General features: G+C 37.1%; 28 protein-coding genes and 1 pseudogene. 9 read left to right on the plus strand and 20 right to left on the minus strand.

From position 1 onward, the window contains the following. Positions 1-122 precede the first annotated feature (122 nt). Entirely contained in the window at positions 123-893 is a 771-nt protein-coding gene (map, locus tag A9Y75_RS15070) for a type I methionyl aminopeptidase (protein ID WP_071190367.1), read from the minus strand. Next, positions 894-1901, minus strand: a complete 1008-nt coding sequence (locus tag A9Y75_RS15075) for a Gfo/Idh/MocA family oxidoreductase (protein ID WP_071190368.1) — start codon at positions 1899-1901, stop codon at positions 894-896. Between the two features lie 393 nt (positions 1902-2294). On the opposite strand from A9Y75_RS15075, the gene A9Y75_RS15080 reads away from it, so the two are divergent. Further along, positions 2295-2594 carry a 2Fe-2S iron-sulfur cluster-binding protein gene (locus A9Y75_RS15080; RefSeq protein ID WP_071190369.1) on the plus strand — a complete coding sequence of 100 codons (300 nt, stop codon included), beginning with the start codon at positions 2295-2297 and terminating at the stop codon, positions 2592-2594. Between the two features lie 200 nt (positions 2595-2794). Here the strand turns inward: A9Y75_RS15080 and A9Y75_RS15085 are convergent, their stop codons facing one another. Next, positions 2795-4474: a SpoIID/LytB domain-containing protein gene (locus A9Y75_RS15085; protein WP_071190581.1), complete on the minus strand. Its 1680-nt coding sequence runs from the start codon at positions 4472-4474 to the stop codon at positions 2795-2797. Positions 4475-4587: 113 nt separating this feature from the next. On the opposite strand from A9Y75_RS15085, the gene A9Y75_RS15090 reads away from it, so the two are divergent. The 4 genes from A9Y75_RS15090 to A9Y75_RS15105 all read left to right on the plus strand — a co-directional run bounded on the left by A9Y75_RS15090 (position 4588) and on the right by A9Y75_RS15105 (position 6859). Then, positions 4588-4851 (plus strand): sulfiredoxin, encoded by a 264-nt coding sequence (locus A9Y75_RS15090; protein WP_071190370.1) that lies wholly within the window; start codon positions 4588-4590, stop codon positions 4849-4851. Positions 4852-5069: 218 nt separating this feature from the next. Continuing rightward, positions 5070-5561, plus strand: coding sequence for a Dps family protein (locus tag A9Y75_RS15095; protein WP_071190371.1), 492 nt, complete (start codon positions 5070-5072; stop codon positions 5559-5561). Positions 5562-5612: 51 nt separating this feature from the next. Next, positions 5613-6308: a nucleotide exchange factor GrpE gene (gene grpE / locus A9Y75_RS15100; RefSeq protein ID WP_071190372.1), complete on the plus strand. Its 696-nt coding sequence runs from the start codon at positions 5613-5615 to the stop codon at positions 6306-6308. A gap of 224 nt (positions 6309-6532) precedes the next feature. After that, positions 6533-6859, plus strand: coding sequence for an STAS domain-containing protein (locus A9Y75_RS15105; RefSeq protein WP_071190373.1), 327 nt, complete (start codon positions 6533-6535; stop codon positions 6857-6859). On the opposite strand, the gene A9Y75_RS15110 is transcribed toward A9Y75_RS15105, so the two are convergent. The 5 genes from A9Y75_RS15110 to A9Y75_RS15130 all read right to left on the minus strand — a co-directional run bounded on the left by A9Y75_RS15110 (position 6860) and on the right by A9Y75_RS15130 (position 11479). Further along, positions 6860-8002 (minus strand): SpoIIE family protein phosphatase, encoded by a 1143-nt coding sequence (locus A9Y75_RS15110; protein ID WP_071190374.1) that lies wholly within the window; start codon positions 8000-8002, stop codon positions 6860-6862. 316 nt (positions 8003-8318) lie between these two features. Further along, positions 8319-9086 (minus strand): DUF1350 family protein, encoded by a 768-nt coding sequence (locus tag A9Y75_RS15115; RefSeq protein WP_071190375.1) that lies wholly within the window; start codon positions 9084-9086, stop codon positions 8319-8321. 335 nt (positions 9087-9421) lie between these two features. Then, a complete protein-coding gene (locus A9Y75_RS15120; RefSeq protein ID WP_071190376.1) occupies positions 9422-10141 on the minus strand; it encodes a hypothetical protein in 720 nt (239 codons plus the stop codon). 244 nt (positions 10142-10385) lie between these two features. Continuing rightward, entirely contained in the window at positions 10386-10775 is a 390-nt protein-coding gene (locus A9Y75_RS28545; protein ID WP_177176200.1) for a hypothetical protein, read from the minus strand. A 275-nt stretch (positions 10776-11050) separates the two neighbouring features. Then, the gene (locus tag A9Y75_RS15130) at positions 11051-11479 is read right to left on the minus strand and encodes a hypothetical protein (RefSeq protein ID WP_071190377.1); all 429 of its coding nucleotides are present in this window, start codon (positions 11477-11479) and stop codon (positions 11051-11053) included. A gap of 323 nt (positions 11480-11802) precedes the next feature. Here A9Y75_RS15130 and A9Y75_RS15135 point away from each other — a divergent pair, with 323 nt between their 5' ends. Further along, the gene (locus A9Y75_RS15135) at positions 11803-12117 is read left to right on the plus strand and encodes a hypothetical protein (RefSeq protein ID WP_236721421.1); all 315 of its coding nucleotides are present in this window, start codon (positions 11803-11805) and stop codon (positions 12115-12117) included. A 37-nt stretch (positions 12118-12154) separates the two neighbouring features. Here A9Y75_RS15135 and A9Y75_RS15140 read toward each other — a convergent pair whose 3' ends face one another. The 5 genes and pseudogenes from A9Y75_RS15140 to A9Y75_RS15160 all read right to left on the minus strand — a co-directional run bounded on the left by A9Y75_RS15140 (position 12155) and on the right by A9Y75_RS15160 (position 13940). Further along, positions 12155-12388, minus strand: coding sequence for a PIN domain-containing protein (locus A9Y75_RS15140; RefSeq protein ID WP_201788422.1), 234 nt, complete (start codon positions 12386-12388; stop codon positions 12155-12157). Continuing rightward, entirely contained in the window at positions 12375-12629 is a 255-nt protein-coding gene (locus tag A9Y75_RS15145) for a DUF2281 domain-containing protein (RefSeq protein WP_071190379.1), read from the minus strand. Before A9Y75_RS15145 ends, A9Y75_RS15140 begins: the two co-directional genes overlap by 14 nt. 337 nt (positions 12630-12966) lie before the next feature. Next, positions 12967-13338 (minus strand): annotated as a pseudogene (locus tag A9Y75_RS15150) (PIN domain-containing protein). Then, a complete protein-coding gene (locus tag A9Y75_RS15155) occupies positions 13335-13622 on the minus strand; it encodes a hypothetical protein (RefSeq protein WP_071190380.1) in 288 nt (95 codons plus the stop codon). Before A9Y75_RS15155 ends, A9Y75_RS15150 begins: the two are co-directional and overlap by 4 nt. A 54-nt stretch (positions 13623-13676) precedes the next feature. Next, entirely contained in the window at positions 13677-13940 is a 264-nt protein-coding gene (locus tag A9Y75_RS15160; RefSeq protein ID WP_027401152.1) for a type II toxin-antitoxin system ParD family antitoxin, read from the minus strand. Positions 13941-14131: 191 nt separating this feature from the next. On the opposite strand from A9Y75_RS15160, the gene A9Y75_RS15165 reads away from it, so the two are divergent. Together A9Y75_RS15165 and A9Y75_RS15170 are read left to right on the plus strand one after the other, a co-directional pair. Then, on the plus strand, positions 14132-14410 hold the full coding sequence (locus A9Y75_RS15165) for a type II toxin-antitoxin system RelE/ParE family toxin (protein WP_063872057.1): 279 nt from the start codon (positions 14132-14134) through the stop codon (positions 14408-14410). A gap of 10 nt (positions 14411-14420) precedes the next feature. Beyond that, positions 14421-14714 carry a HigA family addiction module antitoxin gene (locus tag A9Y75_RS15170; protein WP_028082106.1) on the plus strand — a complete coding sequence of 98 codons (294 nt, stop codon included), beginning with the start codon at positions 14421-14423 and terminating at the stop codon, positions 14712-14714. 165 nt (positions 14715-14879) lie between these two features. Here the strand turns inward: A9Y75_RS15170 and A9Y75_RS15175 are convergent, their stop codons facing one another. The 6 genes from A9Y75_RS15175 to A9Y75_RS15200 all read right to left on the minus strand — a co-directional run bounded on the left by A9Y75_RS15175 (position 14880) and on the right by A9Y75_RS15200 (position 17587). Then, positions 14880-15140, minus strand: coding sequence for a type II toxin-antitoxin system RelE/ParE family toxin (locus tag A9Y75_RS15175; protein WP_071190381.1), 261 nt, complete (start codon positions 15138-15140; stop codon positions 14880-14882). After that, positions 15137-15355 carry a hypothetical protein gene (locus tag A9Y75_RS15180; protein WP_071190382.1) on the minus strand — a complete coding sequence of 73 codons (219 nt, stop codon included), beginning with the start codon at positions 15353-15355 and terminating at the stop codon, positions 15137-15139. The genes A9Y75_RS15175 and A9Y75_RS15180 overlap by 4 nt, the downstream gene beginning before the upstream one ends. A gap of 243 nt (positions 15356-15598) precedes the next feature. Then, positions 15599-16150 carry a hypothetical protein gene (locus A9Y75_RS15185; protein WP_071190383.1) on the minus strand — a complete coding sequence of 184 codons (552 nt, stop codon included), beginning with the start codon at positions 16148-16150 and terminating at the stop codon, positions 15599-15601. 29 nt (positions 16151-16179) lie between these two features. Next, on the minus strand, positions 16180-16719 hold the full coding sequence (locus A9Y75_RS15190; RefSeq protein WP_071190384.1) for a restriction endonuclease: 540 nt from the start codon (positions 16717-16719) through the stop codon (positions 16180-16182). A 327-nt stretch (positions 16720-17046) separates the two neighbouring features. After that, a complete protein-coding gene (locus A9Y75_RS15195; RefSeq protein ID WP_071190385.1) occupies positions 17047-17265 on the minus strand; it encodes a YgiT-type zinc finger protein in 219 nt (72 codons plus the stop codon). A 1-nt stretch (position 17266) separates the two neighbouring features. Further along, positions 17267-17587, minus strand: a complete 321-nt coding sequence (locus A9Y75_RS15200) for a DUF4258 domain-containing protein (protein WP_083389624.1) — start codon at positions 17585-17587, stop codon at positions 17267-17269. 465 nt (positions 17588-18052) lie between these two features. On the opposite strand from A9Y75_RS15200, the gene A9Y75_RS28550 reads away from it, so the two are divergent. Continuing rightward, positions 18053-18190, plus strand: a complete 138-nt coding sequence (locus A9Y75_RS28550) for a hypothetical protein (RefSeq protein WP_177176201.1) — start codon at positions 18053-18055, stop codon at positions 18188-18190. Positions 18191-18226: 36 nt separating this feature from the next. On the opposite strand, the gene A9Y75_RS15205 is transcribed toward A9Y75_RS28550, so the two are convergent. Then, complete coding sequence (locus A9Y75_RS15205; protein ID WP_083389514.1) at positions 18227-19192, minus strand: transposase; 966 nt, start codon at positions 19190-19192, stop codon at positions 18227-18229. Between the last annotated feature and the right edge of the window lie 63 nt (positions 19193-19255).

Raw genomic sequence — 19255 nt, forward strand, 5'->3', positions numbered from 1 at the left:
TGAAGTACATCTTAGCCCCCTCATCGCTTGCGGGGAGGGGGTTGGGGGTGGGGTTCTTGTACCTCATAACACCGGGAAGTGCTATAACTGATAACTGACCCATAACACCTATAAATAGCAGCTTATTCCAGTAAAGTTAAAATCTCCACACCATCTTCAGTTACTGCTAATGTATGCTCAAATTGAGCCGATAGTTTGCGATCGCGCGTTACCGCAGTCCAACCATCATTCAACATCTCTACTTCATAGGTTCCTTCATTAATCATCGGCTCAATGGTAAACACCATACCAGGTCTCAGCCGCTTGCCTCTACCCCTGATGCCATAATGGGGAATATCAGGTGCAGTGTGGAAAATATTACTAATTCCATGTCCAACAAAATCTCGCACCACAGAAAAGCCTTGAGCCTCAGCATACTCTTGAATAGCTGCGCCAATATCCCCAATCTTCGCATCTGGTTTCACTTCTGCAATACCTAAGCGAAGACACTCTTCTGTTACTTCTACCAACTTTTGTATTTTGGGAGAAGATACACCGACAATAAATGTCTTGGAAGTATCACCGTGATAACCATCGACAATTGGTGTGACATCAATATTGATAATGTCACCTTCCTTGAGAATCTGTTTAGGATTAGGAATACCGTGACAGATCACCTCATTCACACTGGTACAAATTGACTTAGGAAAGCCCCTATAGCCCAGAGGAGCGCTTTTGCCTCCGTGGGCTTTTGTCCAACGTTCCGCTTCATCATTGAGTTGGAGAGTACTAACCCCTGGTTTTACCAAAGGTTCTAAATGTTGTAACAGTTGGGCAGCCAAACGCCCAGCCCGACGCATTTTTTCTATTTCTCGCTGGGATAAAATAACTATTGGTTCAGTTTTGGTTTTCATTTATGACTCTTTTGTTAAAAATATAGTTAAACCTGTTTCCGCAGCCCTCCGTGCAGCATCTGCCACCTTGAGGGTATACAAACTTTGTTCCGGGGTGACATATAAGGGAGTGCCATGAAACAGATGGTCTAATACCATATTCGTATCTTGAGCAAACAAACCCCGACGCGTACCCAAATCAATCAACGTTGTTTCCTCAGCTTGCACCAACATTCCTGTATCCCCATCCAGAATTAACCCCCCTTTTTCGCCGTTAATTTCAAATTTTCGTTCTGACTGCCACAGTGACTCACCTTTGCCATAAATCACTTGAGCTAACAACCCACTGGTAAAGCACAATTGAACCACGCATAAACAGGATTGATAATAATCTGTCTGCGTTTCCCAATATCGCTGGTGGCAATTCACAGTAAAAACTTCACCAAACAAATCAGTCAGACGATGTAAGCGAGAGAGTGCGCCAATTAAAGGAAAACCGAAGAAATCATGGTTGTAAGTCCACTTCCGGGGTGCTGGATGCTGGGGGTTAATGGTGCTGTAGCGGACATAAAACAATTCACCAAGTTGGGCTAAATGTTGTTTTAAAGCTTGATGCCAACCGCCCAAAAGTTCAATATGTTCGACGTGCAGCAGTTTATTTTTGGACTTGGCTAAAGCGATTAATTCTTCAGCTTGTTTCACATCCACAGAAAGGGGATACTCGACAATGACGTGTTTGCCGTTAGTAAGGGCAGCATGGGCAATTTTACCATGATCTCGATTAATTGTAGAGATCACAACTAAATCGATATCGTCTTGCGCTACTAGCTGTTGCCAAGAATTCATCACTTGGGTTTGATATTCTTGAGCAAAGGTTGCTGTTTGTTCGGGAGTATGTCCTGCGATCGCGACTAAATGCGATCGCGGATCTTGCCGCAATGCTTCAGCCCGGAGTTTTGCCGCATACCCAGTACCAACTAAACCCACCCCCACGGTTGTATTTGCCAAAGATGCATCGGAATTATACATGATGTTCAGCAGTTCTGTTTGTTGGTTTTTGTACAGCGCTCTTGTTTACTGACTACTTAATTGGTCATAGTGCTATCAATGCCATAGGCATTCTATCAAAAAGCTAGTCTCAAGCAGCTTAATATCGTTTCACTTTCAGATAGCAATAATTTTGGTGTATTAGTCCTAAATTTTTTACACATCCAGGCGCAGATTTTATATAAATAAAACTTATTAGTAATAAGTAACTAAATTTCATTACTAATCGCGGTCAATTTTCGGTTACAAGGTTTAATTTTTCCCGTAGTATCAGAATTGAAGTAAATTTTGACCAACGGCTGATCCCAAAGGGGTAGCCGCACTGTTTGGTTTAGGATTACTTATACTGCCGTTGCAATAAGAGAGGAATACTAAATGGCTACTTACAAAGTCAGACTTATCCACGAAGCTGAAGGCCTAGACACAACAATTGACGTTGATGATGATACCTATATTCTAGATGCAGCTGAAGAAGCTGGTCTTGACTTGCCCTACTCTTGCCGTGCAGGTGCTTGTTCTACCTGTGCAGGTAAGATTGTATCGGGTACTGTGGATCAATCTGACCAATCATTCTTAGATGATGATCAAATCGAAGCTGGATATGTACTAACTTGTGTGGCTTACCCAGCCTCTGACGTAACCATCCAAACCCACAAAGAAGAAGACCTCTACTAAGATTTAGGCGTTACAGTCATCACCGCGCCTTGAAAATCATCTACAAGGCAGCAATCAGGAAAAAAAAGTTTTTTATCCTTGTTTCTGGTTGTCTAAATACAAAATTTCTTTTGCCATTATTGTTGGACAAAAGTTAAAAGGGGGAGTAAAAATGGATATTCCATTTCTGCCCCCTTTGTTTTGTCATTGGCTGATATTTCCTAATTGTTCAAGAAAGGCTTAATATCGTTGCCAAGCATTTTTATTTGCGTACCAGGATAATAGAATTGGAGAATTTTGCTACTCGACCAACCGAGCTTGGCTAAATTTTGAGCGCCAGTTTGACTCAATCCTACTCCATGTCCCAGTCCACCACCTATAAAGGCGTATCCCCACAAGTCTGATGTACCTTTGTTCAGGGGTTGTAAATAAAAAAGTGTACTGCGAGGAGCAGCAAAAGCACTGCGAACCTCATCTTTGTGGAGAAGAAACACACCGATATCCGTTTTCACCGCCAAATCCAAAATCCTGCCGCTTTGACTGCGTTTGACTACGGCTATGGACTCAACTGTTTTAAATTTGGCATAGGGACTCTTTTTCACCCGCAAAAATTTCTGTAAGTCTTTGGTAATATCCTCTAGGCTGGTTTGTTTGTTCCAGCGAAACACATCCCAGGTGCTTTCATTAAATCCTTGTTGCAGCTTAATAAACTGTTGGAAGTTTTTTTCGTCTGCTAAACTTTTCTGGGATAAGTTCCAAAGATTTGTAGATGCATCGATGACTGGACGTAAATAAGGACGATCTTCGCCATTCCAGACATCGCTAAATGAAGCAGTGACTCCACCTGTAGTCGAAGAATAGAGCGCGTCTACTAGCTCGTTGTTATAAGTTAGTACCATACCTCTTGTAGCTGCGATCGCTTGATCTGTTGTTTTAGCCACTCCATTCAGCCCATCATAAACTTGGCAGTGGGTATCGGCACATAATTGGTAGTCATCAACAGCAAACCTGCGTAAATTCCTAAGAGCATAGGTGCGAGCAATCACTGCCTGAGCTTCTAACGATGTCCTGGGCGCACTTGTACCAATTTCATAGGGTAAAACTCCCCGCAAATAGGTTTCTAAGGGGACTTGATTAACTAACGAGTAAGTACCGTAGGCATTGGGTTGCAAGTTCATCTTGCCGGCATAAAGACGCGCATTTCCAGGTTTTTCGGCTTTATTTACGCGAATTAAGTTTTTGCCACTGCTAATTTCTAGAAAGTTCTGGCTGTAGCGTTTACCGTTGACTACCCAACTGATTCGCGGTACTTGTTTGAGAATTTGGGTATCTAGGTAGGGAAGTTTTCGTCCAGAAGTTTCAATACTTTTTAATAGCAAGCGCCGAACTACCGGAGTGCTATAAACATCACGTTTTGCCCATACTTGCCAGCGTTCTGGCTGGGCTATTTCTACCTGTAGTCCCAGATCACGCCAGCTTTTAGCGCTGTCTTCGGCTGTTTCAAAGGTGCGGTAGTTTCCTAAAACCACTACCTCTTGAACTTTGGGTTCGGGTAGGGTTTCCATGACTGTTTCTAGTTGGACAGGTTGGGATGTGACTAGGGTTTGGGGCTGATTACCTACTGAAAATTTGAGCTTGATGCGATCGCCTTTTGTTGGTGTTAGTTCCAGCTTGGCTGCGGGTGTCGCTCCAAATCGCTGTACAATCCCAATTTTTAGTTCCACATTTTGGCTATTGTTCACAGGCTCGGATGCAGCAGTTAGTCCCAATAAGCACAAGGTCGTCAGTATTTGGTAGGCAGAACGCCAGAAAAAAATTTTCATGGAAACTTTATTTTGCTCCCACAGTGAGGCTTTGGGGCTGATTTTAATTGGTTTTGTAGCGTTTTTGTTGTGTCGCATGCTCATTCCCATAATAGCATTACCCGTTTTCCGCCCAACACTTGCTTTATTAAAGTCATAACGACTATGATTTATCTGGAGGTACAAAACAAAACTAATCAGCGAAACTCCTTATGGTTAGGATTCAAGAAATTCCCTTAAATCAAATCCAACGTCCCTTACCGCGTCAGAACGATCCCCAGAAAGTAAAATCCTTAATGGCATCGATTGCAGAAATTGGGCAGCAAGAACCGATAGATGTCCTAGAAGTAGATGGACATTATTATGGCTTTTCTGGTTGCCATCGTTATGAAGCTTGCCAACGTCTAGGCAAAGAAACCATTATAGCCAGAGTTCGCAAAGCTACCAAGAGTGTTCTCAAGATGCACTTAGCATGAAAAGCTATTAGCTGACAGCTGAATGCTTAGGGGAACCCCAAAAAATAAATTACCCAAAAATAGTAGGGTGGGTTACGGACTACCTAACCCACCATAAATTTAGGGGATAGTAATGGTGGGTTACGCAGCGTAACCCACCCTACAAATTGGGGATTTTTTTAATTGGAAGTCCCTAGAAACAACCAGCACTTCAATTGAGTTATTTGGAGCAAAAAATTATGTCATCTTCAGCAAAAGTCAAAAATGTGAATATCGGTATTGACGATGTTAGTAGAGGCAAAATTGCCGAAGGATTGTCTCGCTTGTTGGCTGACACCTATTCACTGTATCTAAAAACCCATAATTTTCATTGGAACGTCACAGGGCCGATGTTCCAAACATTGCATTTGATGTTTGAGACACAGTATATAGAACTAGCCTTAGCAGTTGATTTAATTGCCGAAAGGATTAGAGCGCTGGGCTATCCCGCACCAGGAACTTATAGTGAATATGCCCAACTGAGTTCAATTCCCGAAACTCCAGGAGTTCCTAAAGCGAAGGAAATGATTCAGCTATTAGTAGAAGGACAAGAAGCTGTAGTCAGAACGGCACGATCTATCTTCCCAATGGTAGATGAAGTTAACGACGAACCTAGTGCAGATTTATTAACTCAAAGAATGCAGGTTCATGAAAAAACTGCTTGGATGTTGAGAAGTTTGTTGGAAGAATAGAGATTAAAAAATGGGGTATAATAGGTAACAACGCCTTCTACCCCATCTTTTATGCCGGATGATGATTTCACCCAAAAGTTGCAAAATTTAATGCAACGTGTGGGTATTTCTAGTTTTAAATCTCTAAGTCTTGCTGCTAATGTTTCCGAGCGGCAAATTTTGTCTTTGCGACGGGGACAGCTTCAGCAGATGCGAGTGGAGGTGCTGGTTAAGCTATCAAATAGCTTACAGCTGTCATTGAGTGAATTTATAGCAACTTTTTCAGATGCGAGTTCTGATTTCCAAGCGCTGAGTGCCACGGTTAACACACCGCACCCAAATACTGAAAAAAAGTTATTACAAGAAATAGCCGATTTAAAAAGAGAATACGAGCGAATTGTGCTGACACTCGCACAACAGCGAGAGTTATTACAGCAAGAGTTTCAGCAGTCAAGTTTGCAAATTTTAGAGTCGTTATTGTTGTTCTGGCCGACAGCAGCGCAGAAAGCCAAGGAGAATCCCCAGCTAGAAGCGATCAAAATCGTGCCTTTGGTGCAGAAGTCTCTAGAGAAATTATTGCAGGCTTGGGGGGTGGAAGCGATCGCCTCCGTAGGCGCTGAAATTCCCTATAATCCCCAATTACACCAATTATTGGAGGGAACCGCCCAACCTGGCGAAATTGTGAAGGTGAGTTATATTGGATACAGTCAAGGTGAAAAGCTGCTTTATCGAGCTAAGGTGAATCGGCTCACAAATGTTCAAGGTTAACTATTGATTTGCTATGAATCAATTCCTATCATAAATTTGTTAATTATCAGTTCAAAAATAACAATTATATATGAGTTTTTAGTTAAAAAATCTCAAGTTTCTAGTCTAATTTTCATAATTAAAAGAATTTAGACGATTGGGAAAATTAGATTTTTTTTTAATTGCGATCTTGGTATATACTAGCTAAAACAGAACCTTATTGAGTCAATCAGAGTAACTTAATTATGAGTCAGCAGGTGAAAGTTCTTACAATTGAAAAAAATTTAACCGCCGACACCTCATCAGAATTTCAGCAACACATTGCCCAAATTCTAGAAAGTGGCGCAAAAATTGTATTAGTTGATTGTCAAAATATCACGTTTCTAGATAGTTCTGGTTTGGGAACTCTGGTGTTAGCCTTCAAAATGCTACGGGATGCTGGCACTAAAATGGTTCTCTGCTCGATTAATGAGCAAGTGAGGATGATTTTTGAATTGACTAGTATGAATGAAGTATTTGAAATATTTCCCAGCCAAGATGCCTTTAATAAGGTTTTAATCTCCCAAAATTAGTTAATCGAATTTAATTTGCAAGATAGATAAATCATCATCAAAGGCTTCTTTGGAGTTTAAATTGATTAAGTAATTCAGTATATTATCGAGTTGATAATCAACAGCATGGTGTTGTAAGCTAAGTATTAGCTGAATGAATCCATCTAGACTCCAAAGAGTGCCATCTGATTTAGTAATTTCATAAGCACCATCACTAAAAATATAAAGGCTACTAAATTCGTCAATATTACAAGTTTTATCAACATATTTGGCTTCAGGAAACATCCCAACTGGCATACCTGGTGTTTTTAATAGTTGGACTTCAGGACTACTAATAGAAGATTTTTTGGATACTAATATTGCGGGTGGATGTCCACCACTGGCATAAATTAATTGGCGATTGAGCCGATTATAAACTCCATACCAAATAGTAAAGTATTTGTCATTTTTATAATTCATTTGAAAGGTATCATTCAATGCTGCTAATACATGACTAGGTTGATAGTAATTCAGCCCTTTCAGCGCCCGAGAACGAAGTAAATTCAGTACAGAAACAGAGGGTAAAGTTGCTCTGAGTCCATGTCCAGCAGTATCTAATAGATAAATTGCTAAAGAGTCAGAATCAAGCCAGTAATAATCAAAGCAATCACCTCCCAGTTGTCGAGAGGGAAGAAATCGAGAATTGATAACCAGAGGCGTAGACATGGGTACAGGTAGAAGCGATTTTACATATTCTGCTGCTTCTGCTAGTTCTGTTTCTAATAATAACTTTTGGGTTTGTAAATCTCGATTCAATTGATGTAGACGTAATCCGGCTCTGACTCTGGCTTGGAGTTCATTTTGCTCGATAGGTTTGGAGATAAAATCATCAGCACCAGCATCTAGCCCCTTAACACGATCGGCAACTGAATCTAGGGATGTTAATAAAATAAAAAATGTGGTGGATAACTGAGGATCTTTTTTAATAAGATTGCATACTTCCAGACCGGTTAAACCTGGCATAATCCAATCACAAATAATTAGGGCTGGAGGACAAGCAAGAGCCTGTAAAATTCCTTCCTGTCCATGATTAGCAGTAATTACTTGATAACCCTGTTTTTCTAACATCCTTTTCAGGAATATCTGTATTGAGTAGTCATCATCAATTACTAGAATTTTAAACATAATAAATGGCGTATACAATCAATAAATATTCTATAGCAGTCCTACTTTGATTCACGAAATGACTCTTGGCAGCAGGCAAGCGGCAGTCTAGAGAATTAAGGTTGAGGTTGTTTTTTCACAAATCAAAAAGGAATCCTACTATATTAGGAAAATAAAAGAAAGTAAAAATCTAGTAGTTGCCAGGTACGTTAGAACATAAACTGATCATAATGCAATTTGCAGGCATGACAGCTGATTAGTTTCATCACACCATTAACCCATTTTCAAGCAACTTAATTGTGAATCCTTATGTTTTTTTGATATTCATCAAATATTATTATGGGGGTGCAAGAGGGTTGAGCCACAAGAGCAGGGATTTTTTTAGCTGGTTCAAGTCGCGGTATACTTCTTGCTTAAACCATTGACCTAAAGCATCAAATGGTGTAAAAGAAGTTCCAGGCTGCCATTTAATATCTTGACCTAATGGTGTGGTGTGATTTCCAGATAAGGTTTGTACTGTCACCATTTCTGGAAAGCGATTTTGTAAAATTTTTGTTAAAGCTGCGGATTGATCGAGATTATCATTGCTAAATTTTATAATTAAATTACGCCGGATTTGATAACTGTTTTGTACAAGCTGGTTAGTTTCTGTGGGTGTGGGGGTAAACTCGATTGCTAAGGTAGAATTTAATTGTTCTACTAAGGGGATAGCTTCTTTGGCGGTGTAGTTGTTAAAGGAGATGAGAATATTGCCTGCACGTTCTACTTTAAACTGGCTGCCAATGAGTAAATGGAGTTTACAGCCCATACTATGCCCAACGCCATAGGTAGGGAGGTAAAGCTTGCGTAATTCTCCAGAATCCTGTAAACGTTCTCGAGTGCGTTCAAAGTTGAGTAATACAGATTGCGCGATCGCACTATGATCTAATGTGTTGATAAAGGGAGTCGCTATCACAACATATCCTTTATCTGCAAACTGTTCTAGTAACCAACGGTAAGTCAGATGGGGTGCAGTGGCGACGAATGCTCCTCCCAAAAAATGGATTATACCGATGGGATTTCGGGGAATGATTACCCAGTTACCTCTGATTTCTTTCCAGTCCATACCGATATGGGATACCTAGGGTAAGCTACGTTAACGCTTAATTTATATTATTTAATTTTACTCCCTTGTTAGCAGAATATGAGGAAATTACCTCACCTCCCAGGAAAGGAGTTATGCCTTTCAGAAAATGAAACTGCATTACATAGTAGATCAAGAATAATTGACCGCAGATATAGACACCCGTAGGATGGCTTCTCGTATCGCCAAAAGCGAGGCTATGGCTAACGCCAACGCGCAGCGTCTCGTTCACGTAGTGTCTCCGACAGGAGAAGAGTAGAGTAGACAGATAAATCAATGGTTTTCATGATTCTGTGCCGCCTCACATAAAATTGGTATTATCTTTGACTTTGTAATTTTCTCATTTCATACTGCACATCTAAAGCGATTTGCAATGCTTCATTTAATAATCTGCCATGCTCACTGGCTTGTTCAGTAACTTGCATGGATGTTAAAGTAGCTAAATTATTAACAAATAATTCCGAGTTTTTAAGAATAAAAGTTTTATTTTCTCGCAAAATTTTTTCTGTTTTTAAAGCTCGAACTAAATCACTTTTTGTGAGTTTTAAGGCTTCAATCACTCTCTCTCTTTGCTTAATTTCTACTTCTGGGTTTCCAGCTGCTTCGATTTGGTCATTAATATTGATAGCTTTAATAACAGCATTATAGCGTTCAACATCATTGAGTAAAATTCGCAGAGAATTAGTCATATTAGTTTTGAGAAAGTTACTTTTAGCTTTCCACACCATATATAATATAGTTTGTGTCATACCACCCAGCCACAAACTCAGGAGGATTAATAATATCCCAGATGGGATTTTTATCTGTGGAGCAAATAATTTAAGGATTAGATCAATTAGCAAATAGACAAAAATTAAGGTAGAAAATCCAATAAAAACTACGGTAGCACCCTCGGAACCCTTTATTTTGCCTATTAATTGCTTTCCCCATTTTTTCAGCGGATTAGTAATAATGAGCAATTCCTCATTAACAGGTAAATTAGTCAATTCCCGAAGTTCTTTTTGACTAATGTCCAAGCCCTGTAAATCATCCCGCACAGCTTCTTAATCCTCGCCATAATAGTAATTTAGTCTAATATAGCAATCAAATTTAGAGAATAGTAATCCATCAGGCATTTTGGCAGACAAAGGCAGACAAAAATTTATCTAGCTAAAGATTCACTTCTGAGCTAAACAATTGCTTTTTTATACATTTTTTCTATTCATTTACAGAAATATACTTTAATTACTGCGAGAGATGGTAGTAAATGAATTGAGTAGTTTCTAGGGGCTACACCAGCTACTACTTATTAAATAAGACGAATACGTAATAACCAATTATAGTAAATATGAAAAGCATAGTGGCAGGATATACTACTACATCTTTGACAATAAATAATATCCAATCTTTCCTCAGTTCTTGTTTAAACTTGAGTTCCCGCAACTTGCGCTCAAGTTCTACGTCTTCTTTGGTAGAGAAATTGACAGTACGGCTGGTATATATATCATCAATAATTTCTGCTGTACTGCTTGTATCTTCGTCAGTGATAAAAGATTGGACAAAAGATTCTAATGGCTGATTTGTCTGTGTTGATAAAATTGGTAAGTTATCCTCTTTAAGATTCTTGAATTCTTTTTTGATAACTTTTTTAACAATTTTGACTATTAAAGCTTCCAAGTTTTTCTCTATCATGTGTTGTTAATTGAGAGAGTTTATATCATGGTGTTTCTATTTTTAGTTTAGTTGAAATTCAGTTGGAAGGACTGAAGTCTTTGCTACATAAACAGAACCTAGATAACTGAAGCCTGCGGTGCATTTGTCAATCAGTAATTGGGTTATGCTGGTAATTTTTATGGTTAGGTAGCCGCAGCATTAACCCAATCTACTATTTTAGAACTATTGCTTCTATACTGAAAAATTCAGAAGTCCTGAGAATTTAGAATGATAGTTTTCAGCCATTATAGATTCTAACATTTAGTTGCATTGGGATCTTCAAATTCACCAGGTTGACGGATGAGCAATTTATTTAAAATCATCTGACCTGAAGGATTTATTACCTGTAATCTCACCAAATCGGCTTGAACAGTTTGCCAGGAAACTCGATATTTATATTTGGCATTAGTCCAGGTGAAGACAGGACGGGCTTTATTACCAGATGCTGTACCACCAATTAAACAAAGTTTTTTTCCTGTTTTCAGGTTTAAGTTTTTGTAGTAATACTTACCTTTTGCTTGCCAAAGAGTTAAATTCCAATTGCGTGGTTGTCCTTCCACGTCAAAAAATTCCCCCTCTGGAAAAGCGAGGTTAGCCACAGCTTGATTCTGGACGGCAATATCTGTGACGATAGGCAAAGAAAGACCCAGAACTAAAGCGATGCTTATTCCTTTAATTCGCATAATTGATTACTACCCTAGAAGTAATATAATTTTAGCTACGTTATTCTATAATATTATTCTTTTGACCAACCTCATATTTACGCAATAAAACGCAAACTTATCCGGTTAAAATCAGGTAAATAATCAATCTTAGAAATCGGGGATCTGAATCAGGTGAGGTGAATATTTCCAAGTGTATGTGTGATGGTTCTATTGTCTTCTCTTATTTACATGATAGTTGGTGATGGTTGGGTGAGATGATGTGAACATATACAGGGTTTTTATAGCCTAATCCAGCATCATTTTGATATAATTGAGAAGACGATAGCATTATGATAAAAGCAATGTCACAGACAGGATTAAATCTATTCATTCCTATGGAATTATTGATTAACTCCTTAAATACCCTAAGTTTATCAGAAAAACGGCAAATTTCGCAGATACTGGATGAAGCGATCGCTCAAGCTGAAGAGGAAAATTGGCGAGAAGATGAAGCTAGTAAAAGAGAAATTCAATTAGTGCGCGATGAATATACAAATGGTAATTACAGTGAATTTAGTAATATCAAAGAACAGTTAAAACAAGGAGCTATTAAAAGAGCAGAACGTGATTTAGGATTAGTTGAAGAGTGGTTTAATTTGGAAGAAGAAGCGTGTTAAGTAAAGGAAAAATTATCTATCCCCAACGTGGTGAAATCTACTTGGTTAATTTTGATCCAACTATAAATAATTCTTGTTCCAGACTATTTAAAAAAGTAATTTGAGCTTGAACTCCTTTGCGAGTTAGCAAAAGATAACAGGTTTCTGTAACAACACACCATGTCGTAATTAAAGGTTCATTGTATTTTTTTAAAGCTTGTTTTGCTATTTCGTGGTAGGTGTCTTTTTGATCAATAAGTGCTAACCAAAATCCTGTATCAACTATGATCATATTTGTTTGGTAATGTATTAGATAAAACTTCTTTATATGTGGTTGATAAATTTTCTTCCACAGCACAACAACCAATTAATCCAATTTCATCAAATTTTTCATAGATACTTTTTTCTATATGATGATTTTCTGGTTGTGGATAACGTTTTTTAAGTAATTGAATAAAATCAAGTAGTAAGATTTGTGCTTCTTCTGGTAAGGTGTCAATATCTTTAGATACTTCTGCAATTTTTATTACCATCATTAACTCCTCAATTGAGTAAATTTTTTCGGTATGATTCTATTATCAACTACGCACTAAAGATCCCCGACTTCTTTTCAAGATTTTTCTATCATATCCATAATTAATCTTAGAAGTCGGGGATCTAAATCAGGTGAGGTGAATGTTTCGGTGGTGTATCTGTGATGGTTCTATTGTCTTCTCTTATTTACATGATAGTTGGTGATGGTTGGGTGAGATGATGTGAACAGATATAGGGTTTTTGGGTTGTAATTTAGGGTTATTAATGGTGGTTTATGTTGTTGTTTACCCACCTTCAAGAACTTTTTTAAGGTGAAATCCAGTTGTCTAATTTTAGCTATGAAATTCGGCTATAATGACGAGTGTTGTTAGTTACTAAAATATAGTTTTTAGTTATTGCAACACTAGCAATTAGTAAATCGAAATCTGCTACTGGTTGTCCTATTTTTCTAAGTTCTGCTTTTAATTATCCAAACTTTTTGACAGCATTATTATCTAAATTTATAACTTCAATATCTTGAATGAATTTTTCTGCACGAGTTAAATTTTCTGCTACTTTTTGAGAATTATAAGCACCAAAATACAATTCAGCAACGGTGATGTTGCAAATACAAATTTGCTCCCATCCTATTTGTTGAATTTTATCTTTGACGGAATTAATGTTTTTAATCCAGTAAATGCAGGTGTCAGTATCTAATAAATAAATTATAAGCTAATATCGTAGTTAGAAATAGTTCGGCTATCATAAATCTCTTTGACTATTTCTTCTGCTGTGCGTTCATCTTCCCAAGCACCATATTTTTCTATAAATGTATCTAGTGGATGTGGTTTTTGTTTTTGGGTAGATGAGAAAGTTATCTCATGTTCTATGTGTTGATTTTCTGGTTGTGGATAACGTTTTTTGAGTAATTGAATAAAATCCAGTAGTAAGATTTGCGCTTCTTCTGGTAAGGTGTCAATATCTTTAAATATTTCTGCAATTTTTATTACCATCATTAACTCCTAAGTTGAGTAAATTTTTTCGGTATGATTCTATTATAAACTACGCTAAATTGCACTTTGACGTTTGTTAGTTTTTTCACGAACTGCTTGACGAATATCTTCCCAATCTTGAGCAGTCATTTCTGTGGCATTTCCTGAGTTTAATCCTTCTAAGAGCATGGTTTGTAGTCGTTCGTTTGCTCTCTGTTTTTGGTCTTGTCGCACTAATTCCCGAAAATATTCACTAACGCTGCTGTAACCTCCTTGCGCTACCTGTTCTTCTATATAATCGCGCATGGTGTCAGGTAAGGAAATATTCATACTTTTCATAATGTGACTTCCTAAATCTACTTTTCTATAGTATGGCAGATTTTGTCATTTTATGCCATGATAACGGTGATGATTATTTGTAAAGTATTGTAAATACTAATCAATGAGTTTTCAAAATTACCAAATTTAGCGTATATTGTGGATTGACAAGTGTAACCTATAAGGTTACAGTAAATATTGTTATTTTACTTATGATCAGAAATTTCAAGCATAAGGGGTTAAGAAAGCTGTTTGAAGATGATAATAGAAGTGGAGTTAATCCAAATCATGCTGAAAAACTGTTAGATTTATTAGATAGACTAGATGCTGCATCTGTAGCTGAGGATATGAATTTTCCTGGTTCTAAGTTTCATCAATTAATAGGAAATAGGAAAGGTGAATATTCAGTTACAGTTTCTGGTAATTGGCGTTTAACTTTTGTTTTTGAAGATGGGGATGCTTACGACGTAAATTACGAGGATTATCATTAGGATTATGAACATGAATACTAACAGAAAACCTAGACATCCTGGTGCTTTGATTAAACGTCAATATTTAGAACCTTTAAATATGACGGTGACAGAACTCGCTAATATTTTGGGTGTGTCTCGAAAAACGGTTTCGGAAATTGTGAATGAACGTGCAAGTGTAACACCTAATATTGCTTTGCGGTTAGCAAGTGCTTTTCAAACTACGCCGGAACTTTGGTTAAATCTTCAGCAGAAATTTGATATTTGGTGTGCAAAAAATGAATCTGAAGAATGGAAAAATATTTCACCTATTGAAATTAGTTAAAATAGTCCTGGTGATAATTCTCAGGTGAGGTGAATGTTTCCATGTATATCTGTGATGTTTCTATTGTCTTCTCTTATTTACATGATAGTTGGTGATGGTTGGGTGAGATGATGTAAACAGATACTTTAATTCACCCTGCAAAATGATTTAAAATCAAGTAAATGTCTAGTTGTAAATCTCTCGCCGATGTCCAACTCTATCAATAAAAATAATTCTTTTCTCTGTGTCAAATTCATAAATTACTCGATAATCTCCAACTCTCAATTTAAAGAAATTTGATAAGTCAGCAGTCAGAGGTTGCGGTGTAATTTGGTCGAAATTTTCAGCTAACCAATTAATTTTATTAACTATTCTTTGACAAACCGATTTTGTCAATTTTTCTAGGTCTGCTAGTGCTTCTGGTTCATACTCAACTAGGTAATTCATCTGTTTTCTAAACCTAGTCTTTGCATTACTTCTGCTGTGGAAATACCTCTAACACCTGTTTCTCTGCGTTTCTTAATGGTTAATAGTTCTTGTTTGAAATTCTCTTTGATGCTTTGATTTGTATCTGGGTCTATTAGCAGTTCTTCTATGGTTTCTCTAACTGTTTCCCGAATGAGGGCTTTTAGTTCGTCAATGGTGAGATTATTAACTTGCATACTGGCGATTTTGTGAAAAGGCTTGTTTACTAATTTTAGCCTATCGGTAGGAGATTTGATTTAGTTCGGGTGATAATTCTCAGGTGAGGTGAATGTTTCCAGGTGTATCTGTCATGGTTCTATTATCTTCTCTTATTTACACGATCGCTCTACTAATCCCTAGTAATGCTTGAGTAAGATACAGGATTTTTGGGTTGTAATAAGTGCGTTATTAGGTGAATAGAAATTCTATATCCAGTTAGGTTAATTAATAGCAACAGAAGACTGAATAAGTGATAACAAGAAAACTTTGATTTCTTGTATTAATGGATGTTGTTGCAATATCTTAATTTCATCATCATTTAGATTTCTCAGTATTTTGTCATTGAGCGACGCTTTGTTATCTAAGACGGTTTCTAAAAATTCTTTAGGTTTGCTTTGAGCTAATTGCCATTCTAAATCATTAAATTGACGTTTTGCTATTTTTTCAATTAATGATTTATCTTGTAAAAATATAGATTCTATTTCTGGAACTGCTAGAGAAACTTGAAAAGGAATACCAGATGATGCTTGATTTAATACATATTTAATTAAATCTTTCTTTTCAAATATTTGCGATTCGTTATTTGTATCTGCATCTATGACAAGAGCAACTGGTGTTTTTCTAGTAGCAAGTAATGAAGTAGCTAAAGAACGCGCTCGGTAAGAACTTCCACCAGCTATAAATTGAATATCTTGAGTTAGATTTTTTGGTAATAATTTCTGTAGAATTTCTATGTCCTTATCACCTTCTGTGAGAATGTATGCTAGTTTCATGAAAAAGCTCCTTTACAATGCTGTAATTATTAAATGATAATGTCGTAATTTGGGATACCTTTATGAACACAAACGCGATATTTTTTGATGAGAAATTTACATATAGATTTATTTTTTAATGAATATTCAATTTCTTCTCCTCCCCACAATAGAATGGTTTGAGGTGCTACAAATCCAGTTAATGTTACTGTAGCTTCTGTAAATCCACTGCGACTAAACACACTACCAATAGCTGTTGCTGGTCTTCGCAATAATTGATTTCTGAGTTTGGCTATGGGTTCAATATTAACTTCCTCGCTGGTATCTTTACATTCTATCAGACAAGCTAGGCTATCTGCATATACTACGCCATCAATTTGTTCTACTATTTTACCTTGAATTTTAACGGTTTCTGGCCAAGCTATATCAGCACCATCAAGTTGAAATGCACGTAATATCAAATATTCTAATGCTTTACCTGCATCCCAAAAATTTGATGTCTTTTTTGTTTTAATTTCTGACCATAATTTTACTAAATCATCCCAATTATAAGTAGTAATTCTTGTTTGATATTCTGCATCTGTGGTCATGATTCTATTTCAAGTGTATTAATTTATTGACGATTTAATATTATACTACTAGCACGTAAGCTATTTATTCTAGGATTTGATTTAGTTCGGGTGACAATTATTAGGTGAGGTTAATATTTGTGCGATCGCCCTAAACATCCCTAGTAATGCTTGAGTGAGATAACGTAAACAGATACAGGGTAAGGTTTTCGGGCTGCGGATCTCTCCACTAATCCCTAGTAATGGTTGAGTGAGATGATGGGAACAGATACAGGGTTTTTGGGTGGTAATTCCGTGTTATTAATGGTGGGTATTGTTGGGTTTCCTTGCGTCAACCCAACCTACTAACTAAGGTGATGATGAACTTACTAAATCGGCTGTTTCTCGATCTAAAACGGTGAGGGCTTCTTGAATTAATTCGACTTCATGAGTTTCAAAAAGTGATTCACCACATTGGTCACAAACCCATGCTGGAATTGCATCCCAAGAAATATGATAGCCTTTTCTATCAATGGTAAATGGGGCTGTTCCTCGGTGCATTTGTCCTTTACAATATAAGCATTCCATTTTAAATTCTCCTTGTGAAATCAGATGACCATTGTGTTGAATCAGGAATGTAAGCGGTGATGATTGCTAAATATTCGTCTTTGGGTGAACAAACTACGTGAATTGCTCGGTTATTTTGTCCAAAGCCTAATATCAAACAACTATGACCTCTTGTATCTTCAGGATAGTCTTCTATGACTTCTCCTGTCATCACAATTGACTGAATTTCTTTTGTTGTAATCATGCGTTCTGGACGTGATATTTGTCGAATGGTGTGAGGAAGAAATAGAAGGCGTTTAGCTGCTGTTTCTTTTATACGTTCATGAATGTTATCGAATGCCACATTAATTTTAAAATAAATTCCCCCTATAGCATAATATTAAACTATCTATCAAATCTATGTTTGATTTTGCTACGGTGATAATTCTCAGGTGAGGTGAATATTTCCAGGTGTATCTGTCATGGTTCTATTATCTTCTCTTATTTACACGATCGCTCTACTAATCCCTAGTAATGCTTGAGTAAGATAACGTAAACAGATACAGGGTAAGCTTTTCAGGTGCGAACTGCTTGCAGCAGCGCTAGTTCCCTCCGGGACGCTCCGCGAACGCTATCGCTCTAATAATCCCTAGTAATGCTTGAGTGAGATAACGTAAACAGATACAGGGTAAGCTTTTCAGGTGCGAACTGCTTGCAGCAGCGCTAGTTCCCTCCGGGACGCTCCGCGAACGCTATCGCTCTAATAATCCCTAGTAATGCTTGAGTGAGATAATGTCAACAGATACAGGGTTTTTGGAGAGTTACTAAAATGGGCGTAGATTTTGGATATAATCGAATTAAGTTACCTTCCAGCTATATTTACACTATACTTTATAATCAAATGGAAGATGACTTTGATTATTTAGCTGAACAATCTCAAATTGCAATTGTCAAAGATAGAGTTTAGGACTTACGCATTGACAAAAAATATCATCTATGTAGTCTAGATAATGGCATCCTTGCGAAGGTTGGCAAAAATATGCTCACGGACAACAGAAGTAAACAGATTCCTTTGTACTTCATACCAATTGCTAATTATATTTTCAGAGCGCATAAACTCCAATTTCACAAAAGCTTGAAGTGAACAAAATATATGAGTTTTGATTGCACAGGTATCTCTAACCATGAACCGACAAATTCCACATACTTGTTTTATGGCTCGATGAAATGTTTCAATACCCCAATGGGTATCATGAATTGTGATAAAGGTACTTCTGGTTATGTCTTTGATTTTCTCCTCATCTAGTAGATATAAAATATAATGTCTAGAGTCTTCCTTTTTAAAGTCTTTCCTAAACAATTTTATAAATCCAAATTCTTTCAGATGAGTCCTTAATCCTTCTTGGGGAATAGCCAGAGTGCTTACTTGACAATACTTGTGTGGCTCATTTGAAACAGTTCTATTTTTTTCAATTCCGAATAGGAAACCCAATTTCTGGTTTTTTAGAAATTTCAAGTTTTCTACTCCAGAATACCAACTATCTCCTGTTACCATTCTGGGTTTGACTCCCCAGCTTATTATTTCAATTACCATTTCTCTAAAATAATCGTTTTTTGTTTTTCCCTCCTTTTTATCATATATTCTATAATTTATTGGTACTGAATTACCATTAATATCACTGTAATATAGACTAATTAAATTTAAGCCAATAATAGTTTTATGGGCTTTCCCTGACCAAAAATAACTGATTAATTCCGCATTTTTAGGGTCGCTGTAAATCTTTTCTATGACTGTATCGTCTACACTTAATATCCCTCCTTCCAGATTGATAATTTTCTCTATTATGCTGAATAAATCTTTGGGTTCGTATCTCTCTCTCAATAAAAAGCGGTTTACACTATCATGTGAAACATCTCCCAATATCTCCGCTAACCTACTGCACCCTCCATACTTTGGCTCTGACAGCAAAAATAAGGTGTAGATGTCTAGATTGCATTGTGCTGTCGAGGGTTTAGTAATTTCTCTCATTCT

The organism is Trichormus sp. NMC-1 (genome assembly GCF_001858025.1).
GTDB lineage: Bacteria > Cyanobacteriota > Cyanobacteriia > Cyanobacteriales > Nostocaceae > Anabaena.